The organism is Streptococcus raffinosi (assembly GCF_030284685.1).
Taxonomy (GTDB): Bacteria; Bacillota; Bacilli; order Lactobacillales; family Streptococcaceae; genus Streptococcus; species Streptococcus raffinosi.
The window spans coordinates 26,083-42,810 of the sequence record NZ_JASUZV010000002.1; the positions used below are offsets into that span (position 1 = coordinate 26,083).

17 protein-coding genes and 1 riboswitch are annotated in these 16,728 nt (G+C 39.4%); of the genes, 9 read left to right on the forward strand and 8 right to left on the reverse strand.

Annotated elements, in window-relative coordinates:
• Positions 1-4 precede the first annotated feature (4 nt).
• Together QRD39_RS01600 and QRD39_RS01605 are read right to left on the reverse strand one after the other, a co-directional pair.
• A complete protein-coding gene (locus tag QRD39_RS01600) occupies positions 5-694 on the reverse strand; it encodes a hypothetical protein (RefSeq protein WP_285955426.1) in 690 nt (229 codons plus the stop codon).
• Entirely contained in the window at positions 663-1,358 is a 696-nt protein-coding gene (locus tag QRD39_RS01605) for a hypothetical protein (RefSeq protein ID WP_285955554.1), read from the reverse strand. The genes QRD39_RS01600 and QRD39_RS01605 overlap by 32 nt, the downstream gene beginning before the upstream one ends.
• A 143-nt stretch (positions 1,359-1,501) precedes the next feature.
• On the opposite strand from QRD39_RS01605, the gene QRD39_RS01610 reads away from it, so the two are divergent.
• The 3 genes from QRD39_RS01610 to QRD39_RS01620 all read left to right on the forward strand — a co-directional run bounded on the left by QRD39_RS01610 (position 1,502) and on the right by QRD39_RS01620 (position 5,615).
• On the forward strand, positions 1,502-2,875 hold the full coding sequence (locus QRD39_RS01610) for a UDP-N-acetylmuramoyl-tripeptide--D-alanyl-D-alanine ligase (protein WP_285955427.1): 1,374 nt from the start codon (positions 1,502-1,504) through the stop codon (positions 2,873-2,875).
• 181 nt (positions 2,876-3,056) lie between these two features.
• Positions 3,057-3,722: a TMEM164-related integral membrane acyltransferase gene (locus tag QRD39_RS01615; protein ID WP_285955428.1), complete on the forward strand. Its 666-nt coding sequence runs from the start codon at positions 3,057-3,059 to the stop codon at positions 3,720-3,722.
• Between the two features lie 348 nt (positions 3,723-4,070).
• On the forward strand, positions 4,071-5,615 hold the full coding sequence (locus QRD39_RS01620; RefSeq protein WP_008535319.1) for a peptide chain release factor 3: 1,545 nt from the start codon (positions 4,071-4,073) through the stop codon (positions 5,613-5,615).
• Positions 5,616-5,965: 350 nt separating this feature from the next.
• Here the strand turns inward: QRD39_RS01620 and QRD39_RS01625 are convergent, their stop codons facing one another.
• The 3 genes from QRD39_RS01625 to thiT all read right to left on the reverse strand — a co-directional run bounded on the left by QRD39_RS01625 (position 5,966) and on the right by thiT (position 8,867).
• Positions 5,966-7,144: a ryptide export MFS transporter gene (locus QRD39_RS01625; protein ID WP_048673836.1), complete on the reverse strand. Its 1,179-nt coding sequence runs from the start codon at positions 7,142-7,144 to the stop codon at positions 5,966-5,968.
• A gap of 115 nt (positions 7,145-7,259) precedes the next feature.
• Complete coding sequence (locus QRD39_RS01630) at positions 7,260-8,123, reverse strand: helix-turn-helix domain-containing protein (protein ID WP_285955429.1); 864 nt, start codon at positions 8,121-8,123, stop codon at positions 7,260-7,262.
• Positions 8,124-8,291: 168 nt separating this feature from the next.
• Positions 8,292-8,867, reverse strand: coding sequence for an energy-coupled thiamine transporter ThiT (gene thiT / locus QRD39_RS01635; protein ID WP_285955430.1), 576 nt, complete (start codon positions 8,865-8,867; stop codon positions 8,292-8,294).
• A gap of 80 nt (positions 8,868-8,947) precedes the next feature.
• Positions 8,948-9,066, reverse strand: a riboswitch (TPP riboswitch).
• 103 nt (positions 9,067-9,169) lie between these two features.
• Between thiT and QRD39_RS01640 the strand changes: the two genes are divergently transcribed.
• From QRD39_RS01640 to QRD39_RS01660, 5 genes are all read left to right on the forward strand, one after another.
• Positions 9,170-9,550, forward strand: coding sequence for a PH domain-containing protein (locus tag QRD39_RS01640; protein ID WP_002891573.1), 381 nt, complete (start codon positions 9,170-9,172; stop codon positions 9,548-9,550).
• A gap of 12 nt (positions 9,551-9,562) precedes the next feature.
• Positions 9,563-10,468: a magnesium transporter CorA family protein gene (locus tag QRD39_RS01645; RefSeq protein ID WP_285955431.1), complete on the forward strand. Its 906-nt coding sequence runs from the start codon at positions 9,563-9,565 to the stop codon at positions 10,466-10,468.
• 194 nt (positions 10,469-10,662) lie between these two features.
• On the forward strand, positions 10,663-12,246 hold the full coding sequence (gene cshA / locus QRD39_RS01650; protein ID WP_285955432.1) for a degradosome RNA helicase CshA: 1,584 nt from the start codon (positions 10,663-10,665) through the stop codon (positions 12,244-12,246).
• 279 nt (positions 12,247-12,525) lie between these two features.
• Entirely contained in the window at positions 12,526-12,831 is a 306-nt protein-coding gene (locus QRD39_RS01655) for a hypothetical protein (RefSeq protein WP_285955433.1), read from the forward strand.
• Positions 12,832-12,833: 2 nt separating this feature from the next.
• Complete coding sequence (locus tag QRD39_RS01660) at positions 12,834-13,331, forward strand: hypothetical protein (RefSeq protein WP_285955555.1); 498 nt, start codon at positions 12,834-12,836, stop codon at positions 13,329-13,331.
• Between the two features lie 377 nt (positions 13,332-13,708).
• Here the strand turns inward: QRD39_RS01660 and QRD39_RS01665 are convergent, their stop codons facing one another.
• The 3 genes from QRD39_RS01665 to QRD39_RS01675 are packed head-to-tail and all read right to left on the reverse strand — an operon-like array spanning position 13,709 to position 15,767.
• The gene (locus QRD39_RS01665) at positions 13,709-13,978 is read right to left on the reverse strand and encodes a GIY-YIG nuclease family protein (RefSeq protein WP_164376280.1); all 270 of its coding nucleotides are present in this window, start codon (positions 13,976-13,978) and stop codon (positions 13,709-13,711) included.
• A 3-nt stretch (positions 13,979-13,981) separates the two neighbouring features.
• Positions 13,982-14,746 (reverse strand): tRNA1(Val) (adenine(37)-N6)-methyltransferase, encoded by a 765-nt coding sequence (locus tag QRD39_RS01670; protein WP_285955434.1) that lies wholly within the window; start codon positions 14,744-14,746, stop codon positions 13,982-13,984.
• 49 nt (positions 14,747-14,795) lie between these two features.
• Positions 14,796-15,767 (reverse strand): polysaccharide deacetylase family protein, encoded by a 972-nt coding sequence (locus QRD39_RS01675; protein WP_285955435.1) that lies wholly within the window; start codon positions 15,765-15,767, stop codon positions 14,796-14,798.
• 103 nt (positions 15,768-15,870) lie between these two features.
• Here QRD39_RS01675 and QRD39_RS01680 point away from each other — a divergent pair, with 103 nt between their 5' ends.
• On the forward strand, positions 15,871-16,626 hold the full coding sequence (locus QRD39_RS01680; RefSeq protein WP_285955436.1) for a lysophospholipid acyltransferase family protein: 756 nt from the start codon (positions 15,871-15,873) through the stop codon (positions 16,624-16,626).
• Positions 16,627-16,728 lie beyond the last annotated feature (102 nt).

Consider the following 16,728-nt stretch of genomic DNA (forward strand, 5'->3'; position numbering starts at 1 on the left):
GGTTTTATTTGTTTTTATAGTTTCTTTTGATCTTCCATTCAACGAAAAGGACATAGCTAATCAAGCCTCCAAACATACCAAATAGGAGATAGGGTTCCAGACGATCAAACAAGGTTATTCGTTGACCGTAAGGGGATTTAGAGCCATCTTTCCAGGTAATGCTCTTGTTTTCATCATCAATCCGTTTGTAGGATTCGCCATTATAGGTCAGATAATTGTCTTTACGGACATACATATTCAAATAGTTGAGGCCGTTCTTAGCGGGAAGGACTGAAAGCAGGCGCTCCTTGGCATAAACTTCGATGTAGAGGGTACCGTCATTAAAGCGTTTAATGTCATCAATGCGTGCATTTTTAATGAGGACATTTCCATCTTGAACAATCTCCCAATCAATCTTACTTCCCTTGCTACCTCTTTCGTAGGATATGGCAATCTGATGACTTTCAGATTGCCAAAGACCATAGATACTGTCTTTATAAACGTTATGATCAAAGAAAATACCATAGATAGTGAGTATAGGTAAGAGGATTAGGAAACCTATCCCAAAAATGTTGGCTAAACGGTCTGTAAAGTTATCCCAGCGTGCTCGCCACCCCGTTTTACGTTTTTGTTCTTTCCGATATGCTTTTTGTGACTGATACTTTCGGTTGAGATTCTTTCGGTCAGCGTATTTTCTTTTTGTTTGATGTCTCATTGAGCTTCTCTTTCCTCTTTTTCCGAGCCTCTATGATGGTAACTAATAATAAAATACCCATAAGTATCAAATAGAAGGCTTCAACAACTTCATCTATAGTAGTTTTCCGTTCTCCATAAGGGCTGGTAGAACCATCTTTCCAAGTGATGGACTTGTTTCCGGAGTCTATTCGCTTATAGGAGTCACCATCGTAAGTGAGATAATTGTCTTTGCGAAGATAAAAATCCATATAGCTGAAACCATCCTTGGTGGGTAGGTCAGTCAGGTAGCCTTCTACAGTATAAAGCTCCATGTAGAGGGTGCCGTCATTGAAGCGCTTGATAGGGCGAGTTCTAGCAGCATAGATAATATACTTACCGTCTTGAACGACTTGCCAGTCGATATTTCCTCCTTTCCGAAGATGCTTATAGGAAATCGCTAACTTATGATGATCAGACTGCCAGAGACCATAAATGTTATCTTTGTTGACTGTATAATGATCGTAATAATAAAAACCACCATACAGCAGTGCTAGTATTATTAAGATGATCAATTCAGATGTTGGCTCCAGTAGAATTAGCTTTCTCCAATTAAAGTGCCACCTTTTGGGTTCTTCAATACTTTGACAGTCACTTTTTCTGTCTTTCTCTTTGCTAGAGGGTCTGATTGATTTTTTCTTTGTCATGCCTAATCCTTTCATCAACCATTGTAACAAATTCACCTCCCAAGCAAAAGCTAAGCTGATTTGTGATATAATTGGAGAGTATTGAGAGACAAGAAAGCCTATTTTTTGTCAGATTTGTAAAAAATAAAACAGAGGATTTTAAGATGAAACTGACACTCCATGAAATTGCCAAGGTTGTTGGCGCTAAAAATGATGTCACTGCCTATGAAGATGTCGCTATTAACCAGATTGAGTTTGATAGCCGTAAGATTACAGCGGGCGATCTCTTTTTGCCACTTAAGGGTGTGCGTGATGGGCATGAGTTTATCCAAACAGCTTTTGAAAATGGTGCTCTAGCGACATTCACAGAAAAAGACTTACCAGCTGATCAAGCCCACATCCTAGTTGATGATGCTCTTGAGGCCTTCCAAGCTTTAGCTGCCTACTATCTTGAAAAGACTGGCGTTGATGTCATTGCGGTGACTGGTTCTAACGGTAAGACAACGACCAAGGACATGATTCATGATATTTTGGCAACGACCTACCGCACCTACAAGACCCAAGGTAACTACAATAACGAGATTGGTCTTCCTTATACCGCCCTTCACATGCCTGATGATACTGAAAAAATCGTCCTTGAGATGGGACAAGACCACATGGGTGATATTCACCTCTTGTCTACCTTGGCTAAGCCAAAAACAGCTGTTGTCACTTTAATTGGAGAGGCTCACTTGGAGTTCTTCGGTAGCCGTGACAAGATTGCCAAAGGTAAAATGCAAATGCAAGACGGTATGCCTGATGGCAGCCTCTTACTTGTGCCAAGTGATCCTATCGTAGATCCATTCTTGCCAAGCAATCTTGAAGTGGTACGATTTGGTGAGGGCTCTGATCTGACAGTCTCTGACTTGACGGAATACAAGGATCACCTCACCTTCTCAACCAACTTCCTAGATGGACAAGTTACCTTGCCAGTCACTGGAAAATACAATGCCACAAATGCTATGGTTGCGGCTTATGTCGCTAAACACTGGGGTGTGACTGAGGAAAATATCTTCTCAGCTTTGGCTAACTTGCAGCTGACAAAAAACCGTACCGAGTGGAAAAAAGCAGCCAATGGTGCGGATATTCTTTCAGACGTCTACAATGCCAATCCAACAGCCATGAAACTTATCTTGGAGACTTTCTCAGCCATTCCTAAGAATGAAGGAGGCAAGAAAATCGCTGTCTTAGCCGATATGAAAGAACTCGGTGAGCAGTCTGTCCAACTTCACACGCAGATGATTCTTAGCCTGGCACCAGATGCTATTGATACGGTAATTTTCTACGGTGAAGACATTGCGGACTTGTCGCAACTTGCTAGCCAGATGTTCCCGATTGGTCATGTCTATTATTTCAAGAAGACAGCTGACGAGGACCAGTTTGACGCTATGGTTAAACGCATCAAAGAAAGCCTAGGCGAGCACGATCAAATCTTGCTCAAGGGCTCCAACTCTATGAACCTAGCTAGAGTTGTTGAAGAACTCCAAGCTAAGGATTAAGCTCTAAAACCTGCATTAAAGAGCTGTTTATGGAACTTTGAAGAAGTGGTGACCGAACTAACTTAAGGAAAGTCACAAAATTAGATTGTCTTAAATCAAAAGCCTGCTCGTTAAAGCAGGTTTTTGATTTACCTGAAATTTGATATAATAACAAGAATAGCAATTTCATCAGGAGAAGAGAATGAAGGATTTTTTGACTACGACCCAAACCCGGCCACCACAGATACCGTTACCCTATTATCTGGTGATGCTAATGGTATTGGTGCTGCTGGCCTACCTGAGTTGGTCCTGGCATGATAAAAAAAGTTGGTGTCTGACTTTTCTAGGAATCCAAGCCGTACAACTGATTAGCCTTTACGTTTGGTATATTTGGCAGGGATTTCCTTTAGATGATAGTCTCCCTCTTTATCATTGCCGCTTGGCCATGCTCGCCCTCTTGCTCCTAAAAGATAGTAAGGTCAAAACTTATTTTGCACTTATGGGCTTGGTTGGAGGCTCTTGTGCGATTATTCATCCCATATTTGATCCTTATGATTTTCCGCATATCTCCAGTATTTCCTTTATCATTGGGCATTATGCCTTATTGGTCAATAGTCTCAATTATCTTTTGAGGACCTATAAGACTTACCCTATTCCAAAGAATATGATTGTGACGCTTACCCTGCTATTGAATCTCGGACTTGTAGTTGTTAATCATTTTGTTAACGGAAATTACGGCTTATTAAGACATACCCCTTTTATCCCAGAGGCCTGGTTACCTATCAAATACCTTACTGTTTCAGGAGCTTTGATTTTTCTTATGATAATTATGAAAAAAGGTCTGGAATATTTTGACGAGAAATATTAAATAAATGAAGAAACACGCCATCAGAGAATTGATAGCGTGTTTTTTCATTTTATTTGTTTTATTCTAACACAAAACGCTTTCAGAATTGCTTTCACACTGTAATTTGGATATAATAAAAGAGCTGTGCCTGCGAGAATTATCGCAAGCCTTGACAACAAATGTAGCTTTCAAAAGACAGGAATTTTCTGAAAGAAGTGCTACAACGATCTTGCTTTTCGTTCTGGTAAAGCCCTATTGCTATTAGTAGCTCTGGGACATGGGATTTTTGAGATTTACTAAGAAGCTGCTGACATCCATGCCACTAAGGAAAAGTATCAAAAAGATTATTTTTAAAGAAGAAAGAAAACTATGAGTATTCAAGACGAAATCAAAAAGCGCCGTACTTTTGCCATCATCTCTCACCCCGATGCTGGTAAAACAACAATCACTGAACAATTGCTTTACTTTGGGGGTGAAATCCGTGAAGCTGGTACTGTAAAAGGTAAGAAAACTGGAAACTTTGCTAAATCAGACTGGATGGATATTGAGAAACAACGTGGTATCTCAGTAACCTCATCTGTGATGCAGTTTGACTATGCCGGCAAACGTGTCAATATCCTTGATACTCCAGGACACGAGGACTTCTCAGAAGATACCTACCGTACCCTTATGGCGGTTGATGCTGCCGTAATGGTAGTTGACTCAGCCAAAGGTATCGAGGCCCAAACCAAAAAACTTTTCGAAGTTGTCAAACACCGTGGTATTCCTGTCTTTACATTCATGAACAAATTGGACCGTGATGGACGTGAGCCACTTGACCTCTTGGAAGAGTTGGAAGAAGTGCTTGGTATTGCCAGCTACCCAATGAACTGGCCTATCGGTATGGGTAAAGCCTTCGAAGGACTTTATGACCTTTATAACGAACGCTTGGAGCTCTATAAAGGTGACGAGCGCTTTGCCAAGATTGAAGATGGTGATACTCTATTTGCCAATAACCCATTCTATGAGCAAGCTAAAGAAGATATCGAACTCTTGACAGAAGCAGGAAATGAATTCTCAGAAGAAGCTATTTTAGCAGGTGAATTGACACCGGTCTTCTTTGGTTCTGCCCTTACTAACTTCGGGGTTCAAACCTTCCTCGATACCTTCCTCAAATTTGCTCCAGAACCACATGGCCACAAGACCGTAGATGGTGATGAGATTGATCCTCTTAACAAGGATTTCTCTGGTTTTGTTTTCAAAATCCAAGCCAATATGGACCCACGTCACCGTGACCGTATTGCCTTTGTTCGTATCGTTTCTGGTGAATTTGAGCGTGGTATGAGTGTTAATCTAACACGTACTGGTAAAGGAGCTAAGCTCTCTAACGTCACTCAGTTCATGGCCGAATCTCGTGAAAATGTTGAAAATGCCGTGGCTGGAGATATTATCGGGGTTTACGATACAGGAACTTACCAGGTTGGTGATACCCTTACTGTAGGTAAAAACAAATTTGAATTTGAGCCACTACCAACCTTTACGCCAGAGTTGTTCATGAAAGTTGCTGCTAAGAACGTCATGAAGCAGAAGTCCTTCCACAAAGGAATCGAACAATTGGTGCAAGAAGGAGCCATCCAGCTCTACACCAATTACCAAACAGGTGAATACATGCTTGGTGCCGTTGGTCAACTTCAGTTTGAAGTCTTCAAACACCGTATGGAAAATGAATACAATGCCGAAGTCGTTATGACACCAATGGGTAAAAAGACTGTGCGTTGGATTCAACCTGAGGACCTCGATGAACGCATGTCATCAAGCCGAAATATCTTGGCCAAAGATCGCTTTGACCAACCAGTCTTCCTCTTTGAAAATGACTTTGCCCTTCGTTGGTTTGCGGACAAATATCCAGATGTGACATTGGAAGAGAAGATGTAATACGGCACAAAAGATGACGATTTTAAATCGTTCATCTTTTGACGCTAGCCACTATCTTGTGGCTAGCTAGCCGTCTCACTAACTACGTCAGACGAATAATATCGATTCGTCTGACTTCGTGTCGTAACATTTTAATAATGATATCTACACTACATACTATGAGACCGTGGCTAAGTCCCTTACTAACTCGAAAACGGAAAAGTATCGTTTCCGTTTTCTCATGTCGTAATATCTTAGCACTGATATCTACGCCACGTCTCTAAAACAACACAAAAAAATATAGGACTATCTAATCAGATAGCCCTATATTTTTTATAAACCTAATAGTTATCAAGTATACCTATGATTAATTACTTTAGATAATTACGATTATGATAAATCAAGCCAGCTTCTAAAAGTATGCAAATTGTTGATAGCCAGAAACTTGTTGTAATTCCAAATTTTTCAGTAATAGAACTCATCAGAAAGACGAAAACTGAAAAAGCAAGGGTTGAAATGACTTCAAATACAGAATAAACATGTACTAACTGATTTTCATCGACAGTTTCCTGAAGAAAGACACTTTCAGGTACTTCTTTTAACTGAGAAAAGAAGCCGATTAAACTGGAGAAAATTAAAAATGTTTGTGTATTTGAGAAAAAGAGGATACTGGCTGTGATGGTCGCCATTGCTAAGAGTGAAAAGAGAATACTTTTCCACTTATGCGCTAAAAACTTTTCGGATAGTTTGTAGACAATTATTCCACCTAAAATGATACCAAGGGAATAGGCTGTATTTGAGTAGCCCCAGTAACTTTCAGTTTGTTTTAACACCTCGGTTACAAAAACAAGGATTACAGACGATACCCAGATTGTATTGGAGAAGTCCTCTAATAAATTTGCTTGAACAAATAACTTTAATTTAGGATTTTTTGCAACCAACTTCCATCCTTTTACTAGAGTATCAATATTTGTCTCCGCTTCTAACTGCTCTATTTTAGCCTGAGGAAGAAAGAGCATCACAAAAGTGGAGAGGAGATAAAGGAGTAAGACTATCAACAGTGTGGGAAAAAGACCAAGCGAAGTATATAAGAGACCGCCTAGTCCCCAACCAATCAATTGTACTCCCTCACCACTCATTGATAAGGCAGCATTTGCCTTTCCCAAATTTGTGGCATATCTAGGAATCATGGCATAAGATACGGGCGACGCAAAGCCATCTAAGATAGAAATAGCGACAACAAAGATATACATTCCTAAGGCTGGAACAAATTGAGCCTTAATGAGCATTACAAGGAGTATTGCTAATAAAAAAGTCTTTCCACATTGAGTGAATGAAAGCACTCTATTTAAGGCTAGTTTTTTAGTTACTAATGGCACAAGAAGGCTTGCCACGAAAGCTGACAATCCGATTAGAATCGGAACCATTGAGGTTGCAATAACGGATTTTGTAATGACGTAGATATTTGCAATGAGAGATACCCTGAGAAAAATGTCAGCTAAGTTAGCAAATAACTGAGAGATAAGTAATTTCAGAAAGGATTTAGACATATCGTTTCTCCATATTAGTTATCAAATCTGGAAATGAAATTGGATTCACATATTTTTAAACAAAATAATTTTACAAGAATAATAATCTTATTTAATAATTTCCCATATATGCTTGCTAACTATTTTCCTCTATCAATTTTTTCAAATGTGCTTCATAAGTCTTTGCAATATGCTCGCTCCCTGCCAATTTCATGGCACCAATACATTTCTTCATTTCGATAATAGACTGATTGCTTCCTTCTTTTTTATATTGATAATAATTTTGTGCATATTGAAAAACCAATCGTTCATAGATTTCAGTCTCGATAAAAAAGCATTGGTTTAATTGTTTTTCGAAATACAGTGCATCAATGAGCTCTCCTCTTTCTATACATGTAATATAAACATTTAATAACATGGTTGATATCATGCGTCGATTATTAGGAATCTCTTTGTAAAAATCAGACCTTCTATACATCTCCTTTGCCAAAACCATAAGAGTCTCATGGTTCAACACATCTAAGGTATTTGCAAAAATCAATAATTCATAATAACCCCAGTACTCAACACTAAATAGATAATCGGTTAAATCGGTTAGGTCCTGATGTGTATAATAGCTTTCTCCCGATAAATCTTGCAAGCGAATTTTTAATAAAATAGTATTAATGTGATGAAATTTTTCTCGTTTATGTTCTGATTTTAGTTGGGAATTAAGTAGTTTCTTTAATCCATTAATATCATGAGTTGATACAAAAAGCTGAATCTTTGCTAATAGTTCATTCAGTTCATCACGATGAAAATCATGGACAGCATACATGAATTCGTCAATAGGCATATTAATCTCGTCCAATATCAACATAAACTTTGTAATGGTTAAGTCTGTCTGTCCTTTTTCAAAACGAGACAGTTGAGATGTCGAGATACCAGCTTTTGCAATATCTTTTAATCGTATCCCTCTTGATTCACGAAATTTTTTAAAAATTTCTCCAAATTTTTGCATGGGAAACCTCCATTTTGCATATATGGGAACATATATCTTTTTGTATCTTAACATAGAATACAGTAAAACAAAAGTGAGGTTATTACTGTGAATAGGCAATAATTGCTGTTTTTTATATAAACAAGAAAAACCATAGGACTTCCAATTAAGACTGTCCTATGGTTTCTTTTATTTTTCTGTATTTAGTAACCTGCCTAGGAATCGTTGTAGGGCGAAGAAAACGATGAGGCTGGCCAATGTTTCTCCAAGGAAGGATGAGCTATTGACAATAAATGAATAGAGATAAGGGCTTTGTCCTTTAGGAGCATAACTTCCCCAAAAGATGACACCGGCTATAAAGTGAATGAGATAGCGTGAAAAGCCCCCTAGCAGAATACCGCCAGTGATATACACTAGAGACTTGAGCTTTTTCCCTTGTATGATGGCTTTATCGAGGACTGGTTTGACCACACCACTAATCCCAATAAGGCTAAAGGCAACAAAATATTCCAGAAAACCTTGTGTTAAGGTTAGCCAACCGCCGGCTGCTTGTCCTGTCACCACTTGGAGTAATCCCCAGATAAGGCCTCCCATTGCACCAGCTCCAACTCCCCAGCGAAAACTAAGGAGGAAGATAGGGACCATTTTAAAGGAAAGGGAAATCCAAGGACCTATGGACATGGGTTGAGTAACCAAGTCGAGAATGTAAGCGATAGTTGCAAAAAGTGCAACCTCAATCATTGGTCGAATACTTGTTTTCGACATAAAAAAACCTCCTATACCAATCGTCTTGATTGGCTATTTTTGCCACATCAAAACGTTGTCATAGAAGTTCTTCTATTTCAATCTATTTTGAGACACATCCCTACGCAGGTTCTAACCTGATCAGGTGGTAAGAGTTTAGGCAAGTCTTGAAAAAAATTCAAGCTAGCCATTCTCAGCAATTGCTCCTCTTGTGACTCCTTAATTGTACTACCAGAAACCCATTTTTGCAAGTGTCTGAAATCCTAAAATTGTGGTATAGTTAAAGCAAGGATTATCTTTACAATAAAAAAGGAGAAATAACTATGGGACTTTTTTCAGGACTGCTTGGCAATGCATCTAAAAAAGATAATGATAAGGTTGAGCGCCAATTGGAGGGCATCTTAATTCCAGGTGAACAGGTGGAGTTAGCCTATGCCCTTGTTCGTGACTTGATTGTCTTTACAGAGAAGCGCTTGATTTTAGTCGATAAACAAGGTGTTACAGGGAAGAAGACTTCTTATAAGTCTATCCCTTATCACTCAATCTCTCGTTTCACTGTAGAGAGCTCGGGCCACTTTGACCTAGATGCTGAACTTAAGATTTGGATTTCATCAGCACTGGAGCCTGCAGAGGTCCTTCAATTTAAGAGTGATAATAATGTCTTTGAAATCCAACAAGCTTTGGCAGCAGCAGTACTAGAGTAATGAGGAAGAAAAATGTTTATTGAAAAAGAACTGGGTTATAAGCGTCACTGGATTAATATCGACTCAGATATTATTTCTGAGCAATCCTATCTTTATACCAAGTATGATATTGATCAGGAAACCATAGAGTATGCTTTGGATAAAAATGAACGAGCTCACATGGACTACAATCGTGAGAATGGGACAATCACCTTTATCTATAACGTTCTGGCACTTGAAAAGGACAAGGAATACTATGAAACCATTCCTCTGACCTTTATTGTTCAAGATACGCGTTTGGTGACCATTAGTAACGAGGATAACGCTTATGTGATAAGCAAGATGCAAGATTATGTGGATAACCATGAGGATTTGTCTATCTACAAATTGCTCTTTGCAGGACTTGAGATGATTTCAAATGCCTACTATCCCGTCATTGAATGTTTGGATCAGCAAAAAGATGAGGTTAGTCGACGCCTAAGACGGACCACGACCAGTAAGAATCTTTACGATCTTTCAGATTTGGAAACAGGCATGGTCTATTTGGTGGCTGCAGCCACACAAAACCGTCTTCTATTGGAACACATCAAGGGGCACGCCATTTATCGTCGTCTCAATGAGGTCGAAAAAGAACAGTTTGATGATGCCATGATTGAAGCTAGACAGTTAGTAGCCATGACGGACCTCATTTCTAAGGTCTTACTGCAACTATCAGGTTCTTATAACAATATCCTAAACAACAACCTGAACAACAACTTGAGCAATCTGACCATTATTGAGGTACTCTTAGGAGTGCTTGCCGTTATTACCGGTTTCTTTGGGATGAATGTTCCTCTACCGTTTATGACTGTCAGTCCAGCCTGGATTTTCATCATTATCGGTAGTGCGATTCTTTGTTTGGTCTTGGCCCGCTACTTGCGTTGGTTGGTCCATAAATAATAATTAGTGAGTGAAACCGTCTTCTCAAATTGGAGGCGGTTTTAAAACGTTATTCACTGTCTTTTTATTCTTAAATATGATAGACTAGATGAGTTGTTAAAATAAACGACTATTAAATACAGGTAGTTAACATACTACACAACCAAGTCTCATAAGGTGGCTTCGCACCACCTTCAAATAGAAAGAAGAATACTTTGAAATTTACAGATTTAAACCTATCAGAAGACATCCAATCAGCTGTTGTAGCTGCCGGTTTTGAAAAGCCATCACCTATCCAAGAGTTGACGATTCCACTCGCTCTTGAAGGTAAGGATGTTATCGGTCAGGCCCAAACTGGTACTGGTAAAACAGCTGCCTTTGGTTTGCCGACCCTAGATAAAATTCGTACAGAAGAAAATACAATCCAAGCCCTTGTGATTGCCCCAACACGTGAGTTAGCAGTGCAGTCTCAAGAAGAGCTTTTCCGTTTTGGTCGTGACAAGGGCGTTAAAGTTCGCTCAGTCTATGGTGGTTCTAGCATTGAGAAACAAATCAAGGCCCTCCGTTCAGGTGCCCACATTGTTGTAGGAACACCAGGTCGTCTCCTTGACCTTATCAAACGTAAGGCTCTTAAACTCAATAATATCGAGACTTTGATTTTGGATGAAGCGGATGAAATGCTTAACATGGGCTTCCTTGAAGACATTGAAGCTATCATTAGCCGAGTACCAGAAGAACGTCAGACCCTTCTCTTCTCAGCAACTATGCCTGATGCTATCAAACGTATTGGCGTTCAGTTCATGAAAGATCCTGAGCATGTGAAAATCAAGGCTAAAGAATTGACCAATGTTAACGTTGACCAATACTTTATCCGAGTGAAGGAACAAGAGAAGTTCGATACCATGACTCGCCTTATGGATGTTGACCAACCTGAATTGTCAATCGTCTTTGGACGTACCAAACGTCGTGTGGACGAGTTGACACGTGGTTTGAAACTTCGTGGTTTCCGTGCAGAAGGTATCCACGGTGACCTTGACCAAAACAAACGTCTTCGTGTTATCCGTGACTTCAAGAACGACCAAATCGATATCTTGGTTGCCACAGACGTTGCGGCGCGTGGTCTTGACATTTCAGGTGTCACTCACGTCTACAACTATGATATTCCACAAGATCCAGAAAGCTACGTTCACCGTATTGGACGTACAGGCCGTGCAGGCCAATCAGGTCAATCGATTACTTTCGTTGCTCCAAACGAAATGGGTTACTTGGGAATCATCGAAAACTTGACGAAGAAACGCATGAAAGGTCTTAAGCCACCAACAGCTCAAGAAGCCTTCCAGGCTAAGAAGAAAGTTGCCCTTAAGAAAATTGAACGTGACTTCGCGGATGAAGCTATCCGTGCCAACTTTGACAAGTTCAAGGGCGATGCGGTTAAATTGGCTCAAGAATTCACACCTGAAGAATTGGCGCTTTACATCTTGAGCTTGACCGTTCAAGATCCAGAGACAATGCCAGAAGTGGAAATTGCACGTGAAAAACCATTGCCATTCAAACCATCAGGTGGTAGCTTTGGTGGTAAAGGCAAAAGTGGTCGTGGCAACCGAGGCCGTGACAATAACCGTCGTGGTGGATACCGTGGCGACCGTAACCGTGATGACCGTGACGGTGGCTATCGTGACTTCAAACGCAAGTCTAAGAAAAACAGCCGTGACTTCGAAAATCGTGGCAACAAACGTCCACACCGTACCTCAAGCGAAAAGAAAAATGGCTTTGTTATCCGTAACAAGGGTGATAAATAAAGATGAAAACGCTCTAAAAAATAGAGCGTTTTCCTATACCTTGAATATACAATATAGGTACATAATAAATTGCACTTATTCTTGCAATTTATCGAATCAAAACAGCACCATTTCAAGTAGGACAAAAGATGCTATTTCATTGACAATATTCTCCTTAATTGAAGTATATTTTAGTGTTTATTACTATTTTTGCGGAAGTTATATCTCTTGACGAGGATTAAATTTTTCGATAATATTAATATTCAATAAAATTAAATTGTACAGGTTGTTAATAATACAGTGGTTAAACCTGTTGGTAAGGTTGTTTACAACAATATAAGTAAGCCAGTTTATAATCGTATCGTTAAACCAGTATCTGGGTTTATCAATAGGAAAGTTATAAAACCAGTTTATAATAATATAGTTAAACCTGTCTACAACCGTGTTGTGAAACCAATTGTTAGACCGATTTATCAAAAAGTTGTTAGACCAATTGCAAAAGCAACAAAACGTTATATTGTAAGACCTGTCGTAAATACTGTAAAACGTTTTGTTGTAACTCCAGTCAAGAAATTGTTTGGTCGTAGAAAAGGAAAGAGAAGATGACAATGCAAAAAAGAATTATTTTAGGGATTTTTGTGGGACTGCTTACAGTCTTGTGTATGAGTCTCTATACTTATTGTAATTTAAAATTTAACTCTGTTTATTATGCTCAGCATATTCCTCATAAGGAGGGAACAGAACCGGACATCATTATGCTGATGGAGAATAAGGTTGGGGCCTATACACCGGAAATAGATGGTATTAGTTATGATGATGATGGGTCGTATTCTATAACTAGAGAAAAAGGAACTAAAACGTCTGTATTAGATCTTACAGGTGATACTCTATTTTTTCATTCGGAGTCAGATGATATGTATCTTCTTAATCGTAATTTTTCTATCCAAGATGCTTTTGACAAACGTTATCACAAGATAAAATATAATCAACGAAAAGTCCTAAAAGAAATTAGAGAGACCGTTCAACCTGTGATTGATGCTCAACCAAAACCATTAATCAATCTTCAGTGGTTGTTTAATTTAATTTATAAAAGTAGGTTTAATTAGAGAATAAGAAGCATGGAAGCATTTTGTAAGATTATTTATATCTAAAGATGAGTTTATCTATATTGTGGCATTTACTGTGAATTTAATTCAGGACACCTTCCAGGGTGTCTTTTTTTTTTACTAAATTTGGAGTAATACTACTGATTTTAAAGCTTTTTAGAGCATGTAGAATCACTCGCGCGCATGAGTTGTACTACTATGAGAGTATATTCCAAATGGAAGTGATCTAACATTGGTTGATAATCAGATCATTCAGCTGTGAGAGAACAAACTTAATAATAAGGCACGAAAATATCATAACTGGAAAACATCTTATGAAGTCTTATAAGAGGAAAGTATGTACTTAATTTGATAATTCAAGACCAAAAAACACACGGTTATTTTTCCGTGTGTTCTTTGATATAGGCCAGTTTTTTCTCTCGGCTTTTTTTCTTAAAGCGTGCTTCGGCGCTCATGGCTTCAGGCTTGCTAGTGAAGGCTTCTGAGTAGAGGAGTTTAACTGGTAGGCGAGCTCTGGTATACTTGGCGCCTTTGCCTGAGTTATGGGTTTTGAGGCGGCGTTCGACATCTGTGGTGTAGCCTGTATAGAAGGTGCCATCAGCACACTCAACCACATACATGTAGGCCTTGCTATCCTTTTCTGTCATCGTTTAGGACTCACCCTCAGTCTTTTTCCCAAAGTAAATCTCAAAGATTTCGTCGGTATAATCACCATTTTCCTTGTGCACAAAGAGAGGTGGAAGGATTTTCAAGCCATCTGTTGAACCGTCTTTAATGGCTTCAATTAGGAGCATGTTAGCCTCTCGTCCCATTTTAGGATAGATAAACTGGATGCGTTTAGGTGCTAGATTATACTGGCGCATGGTGTCGATGATATCCAAAAAGCGGTCAGGGCGATGCACGATGGCAATGCGCCCGTTAGATTTGAGGGCATGACGTGCAACCTGACAAATTTCTTCTAAATTCGTCGTGATTTCATGACGGGCCAAGAGGTAGTGCTCGGAGAGATTCTTCTTGGACGTTTCTGTCGCCTTAAAGTAGGGAGGGTTACAGAGGATAAGATCCACCTGAGATCGTGGGGCATGGTCAAGCAAATTTTTCAGGTCGTCATTGACAACAGTCACCTGGTCCTCTAGTTGGTTGAGAGTGACGGAGCGTTTAGCCATATCAGCCAGGCGTTCTTGCAACTCTACCAAGGTAATCGGCGCCTTAGTGCGTGTGCTGGCAAAGAGGCCAACGGCCCCATTTCCCGAACAGAGGTCAACGATTAATCCTTTCTTTGGAATTTTTGGAAACCGAGAGAGGAGAACGCTATCAATAGAGTAGCTGAAGACCTCCTTATTTTGAATGATTTTCACATCTGTGGAGAAGAGCTGGTCAATGCGTTCTCCATCTTTTAAAATTGGATTTGTCATAGTTTTTATTGTAACAAAAAACAGCTCCCAAAGGAACTGTTGCGAGTGATTACTCTAGGACACCGAAGGTATATCCTTGATTTTTGAAATATTCGATAATTTGTGGAAGGGTCTGAACAGTCAGCTCCTTACCAGCTGTATCGTGCATTAGTACAACTTTAACAGTAGTTTCAGGGAAATATTTCTGTGAACCATCCATATAAGCCATCATGCTTTCAGATGTAGTTGGACGAACAGAGAGTGGTTCTGCATCTCCACAGAGCATGTTCCAGTCAATCCATTGGACACCTTGTTTAGCAAGAGCTTGGTCGGTTCCCTCTAGGCCTTGCCATGACATATGACCACCAGGGTAACGGAAAATTCTTGTTTTGAAATCCTTACCTAAGATTGCCTTGAAATTAGCCATAGTTTGGTCAACCTCAGTAGTAATCTGACTTTGGTTAGGAACACGTCCTGGATACAGCAGATTGAAGTTATGGCTAAGACTGTGGTTGGCAATGGCATGTCCTTCAGTAATTTGGCGTTTGAGGATGTCCCCATTTTCAGGGGTGATGGTATAGCCGATGTGGAAGAAGGTTGCGTGAACGCCGTACTTTTTCAGAATATCCATGACTTGTGGTGTCAAAGTGGGATCAATCCCATCATCAAAGGTTAAAAAGACCACCTTACCCTTAACATCATCTGATTTCCCTCGGATAGTGTTATTAACGGCAGTGACATCATAGGCGTAGTCAGACGCCGCAATGCTGTGGTTACTTCCTTTTTTGAGTTGTGTTTTATCCTCTTTTTTAGCTTCTTTTGAAGAGCTACTTGAACCCTTAGACACTTGTTCATTTTTAGGTGTCTTCACCATACGATTAACCTTAGAGTTTTGGTGCTGGAATAGGACAAAGCCTAAAACGGCAAGTACAGCAAGGTTAGCTATAATAAGACAAATATTAAGTGTCTTTCGATTATTCCCTAAAATATCATTACTTCTTTTCATGATTACATTATATCTCAAACTAAGAGAAAGTGCCATAATGTTTTCATGTATTTTTGCATAATTTTTTTACTGGTATTTTACTGAAAAAAACGCATTTTTCTAGTATAATATAAAAAATTGTAGAAAAAGAGGTAAAAACGTGTTTTACGCTTATTTACGTGGGCTTGTTGTCTTCCTTCTTTGGATTATTAATGGCAATGCCCATTATCACAATCGTGACAAGTTATTGAGTAAGGATGAGAATTACATTTTGGTAGCTCCTCACCGGACTTGGTGGGACCCTGTTTATATGGCTTTTTCAGCTCGTCCAAAGCAGTTTATTTTCATGGCTAAGAAAGAGCTCTTCAAGAGTCGCATCTTTGGCTGGTGGATTCGTATGTGTGGGGCTTTCCCAATTGACCGTGAAAATCCTGGTCAGGAGGCTATTAAGTACCCTGTTAATATGCTTAAAAAGAGCAAGCGTAGTTTGATTATGTTCCCAAGTGGTAGCCGTCATTCTTCTGATGTTAAGGGTGGGGTTGCGGTTATCGCTAAAATGGCAAAGGTTAAAATTATGCCAGTTGTTTATCAAGGGCCTCGTGAACTCAAGGGGCTCTTGACGGGTGAACGTGTAGATATGAACTACGGAAATCCTATTGATATTTCGGATTTGAAGCGTTTGAATGATGAGAATATTCAAGAGGTTGCCCGTCGTATCCAGTCTGAATTTGATCGCCTTGATGAAGAAGCTTTGAGCTATCAAACAGGTAAGAAACCAAACCCATTGACCTATATCTACCGTGTACCACTTGGCCTTGTGGCTATCGTTGCGGTGATTTTAACAATGGCTTTCTCATACGTGGCTAGCTTTGTTTGGAATCCTGAAAAACATCGTGCTAAAGAAACGCAAAAATAAGTAAAGGACTCTATCAGATGTCAATCTGATGGAGTTTTTTTATCCTTTTGATATTTTTTCTAGATTTTTACGAATAAAAAGAAAAGATATCAATTAAGGAGA

Coding starts and splice junctions, on each gene's coding strand:
- QRD39_RS01600 (WP_285955426.1), bottom strand. CDS start 694: ATGAGACATCAAACAAAAAGAAAATACGCTGACCGAAAGAATCTCAAC.
- QRD39_RS01605 (WP_285955554.1), bottom strand. CDS start 1,358: ATGACAAAGAAAAAATCAATCAGACCCTCTAGCAAAGAGAAAGACAGA.
- QRD39_RS01610 (WP_285955427.1), top strand. CDS start 1,502: ATGAAACTGACACTCCATGAAATTGCCAAGGTTGTTGGCGCTAAAAAT.
- QRD39_RS01615 (WP_285955428.1), top strand. CDS start 3,057: ATGAAGGATTTTTTGACTACGACCCAAACCCGGCCACCACAGATACCG.
- QRD39_RS01620 (WP_008535319.1), top strand. CDS start 4,071: ATGAGTATTCAAGACGAAATCAAAAAGCGCCGTACTTTTGCCATCATC.
- QRD39_RS01625 (WP_048673836.1), bottom strand. CDS start 7,144: ATGTCTAAATCCTTTCTGAAATTACTTATCTCTCAGTTATTTGCTAAC.
- QRD39_RS01630 (WP_285955429.1), bottom strand. CDS start 8,123: ATGCAAAAATTTGGAGAAATTTTTAAAAAATTTCGTGAATCAAGAGGG.
- thiT (WP_285955430.1), bottom strand. CDS start 8,867: ATGTCGAAAACAAGTATTCGACCAATGATTGAGGTTGCACTTTTTGCA.
- QRD39_RS01640 (WP_002891573.1), top strand. CDS start 9,170: ATGGGACTTTTTTCAGGACTGCTTGGCAATGCATCTAAAAAAGATAAT.
- QRD39_RS01645 (WP_285955431.1), top strand. CDS start 9,563: ATGTTTATTGAAAAAGAACTGGGTTATAAGCGTCACTGGATTAATATC.
- QRD39_RS01660 (WP_285955555.1), top strand. CDS start 12,834: ATGCAAAAAAGAATTATTTTAGGGATTTTTGTGGGACTGCTTACAGTC.
- QRD39_RS01665 (WP_164376280.1), bottom strand. CDS start 13,978: ATGACAGAAAAGGATAGCAAGGCCTACATGTATGTGGTTGAGTGTGCT.
- QRD39_RS01670 (WP_285955434.1), bottom strand. CDS start 14,746: ATGACAAATCCAATTTTAAAAGATGGAGAACGCATTGACCAGCTCTTC.
- QRD39_RS01675 (WP_285955435.1), bottom strand. CDS start 15,767: ATGGCACTTTCTCTTAGTTTGAGATATAATGTAATCATGAAAAGAAGT.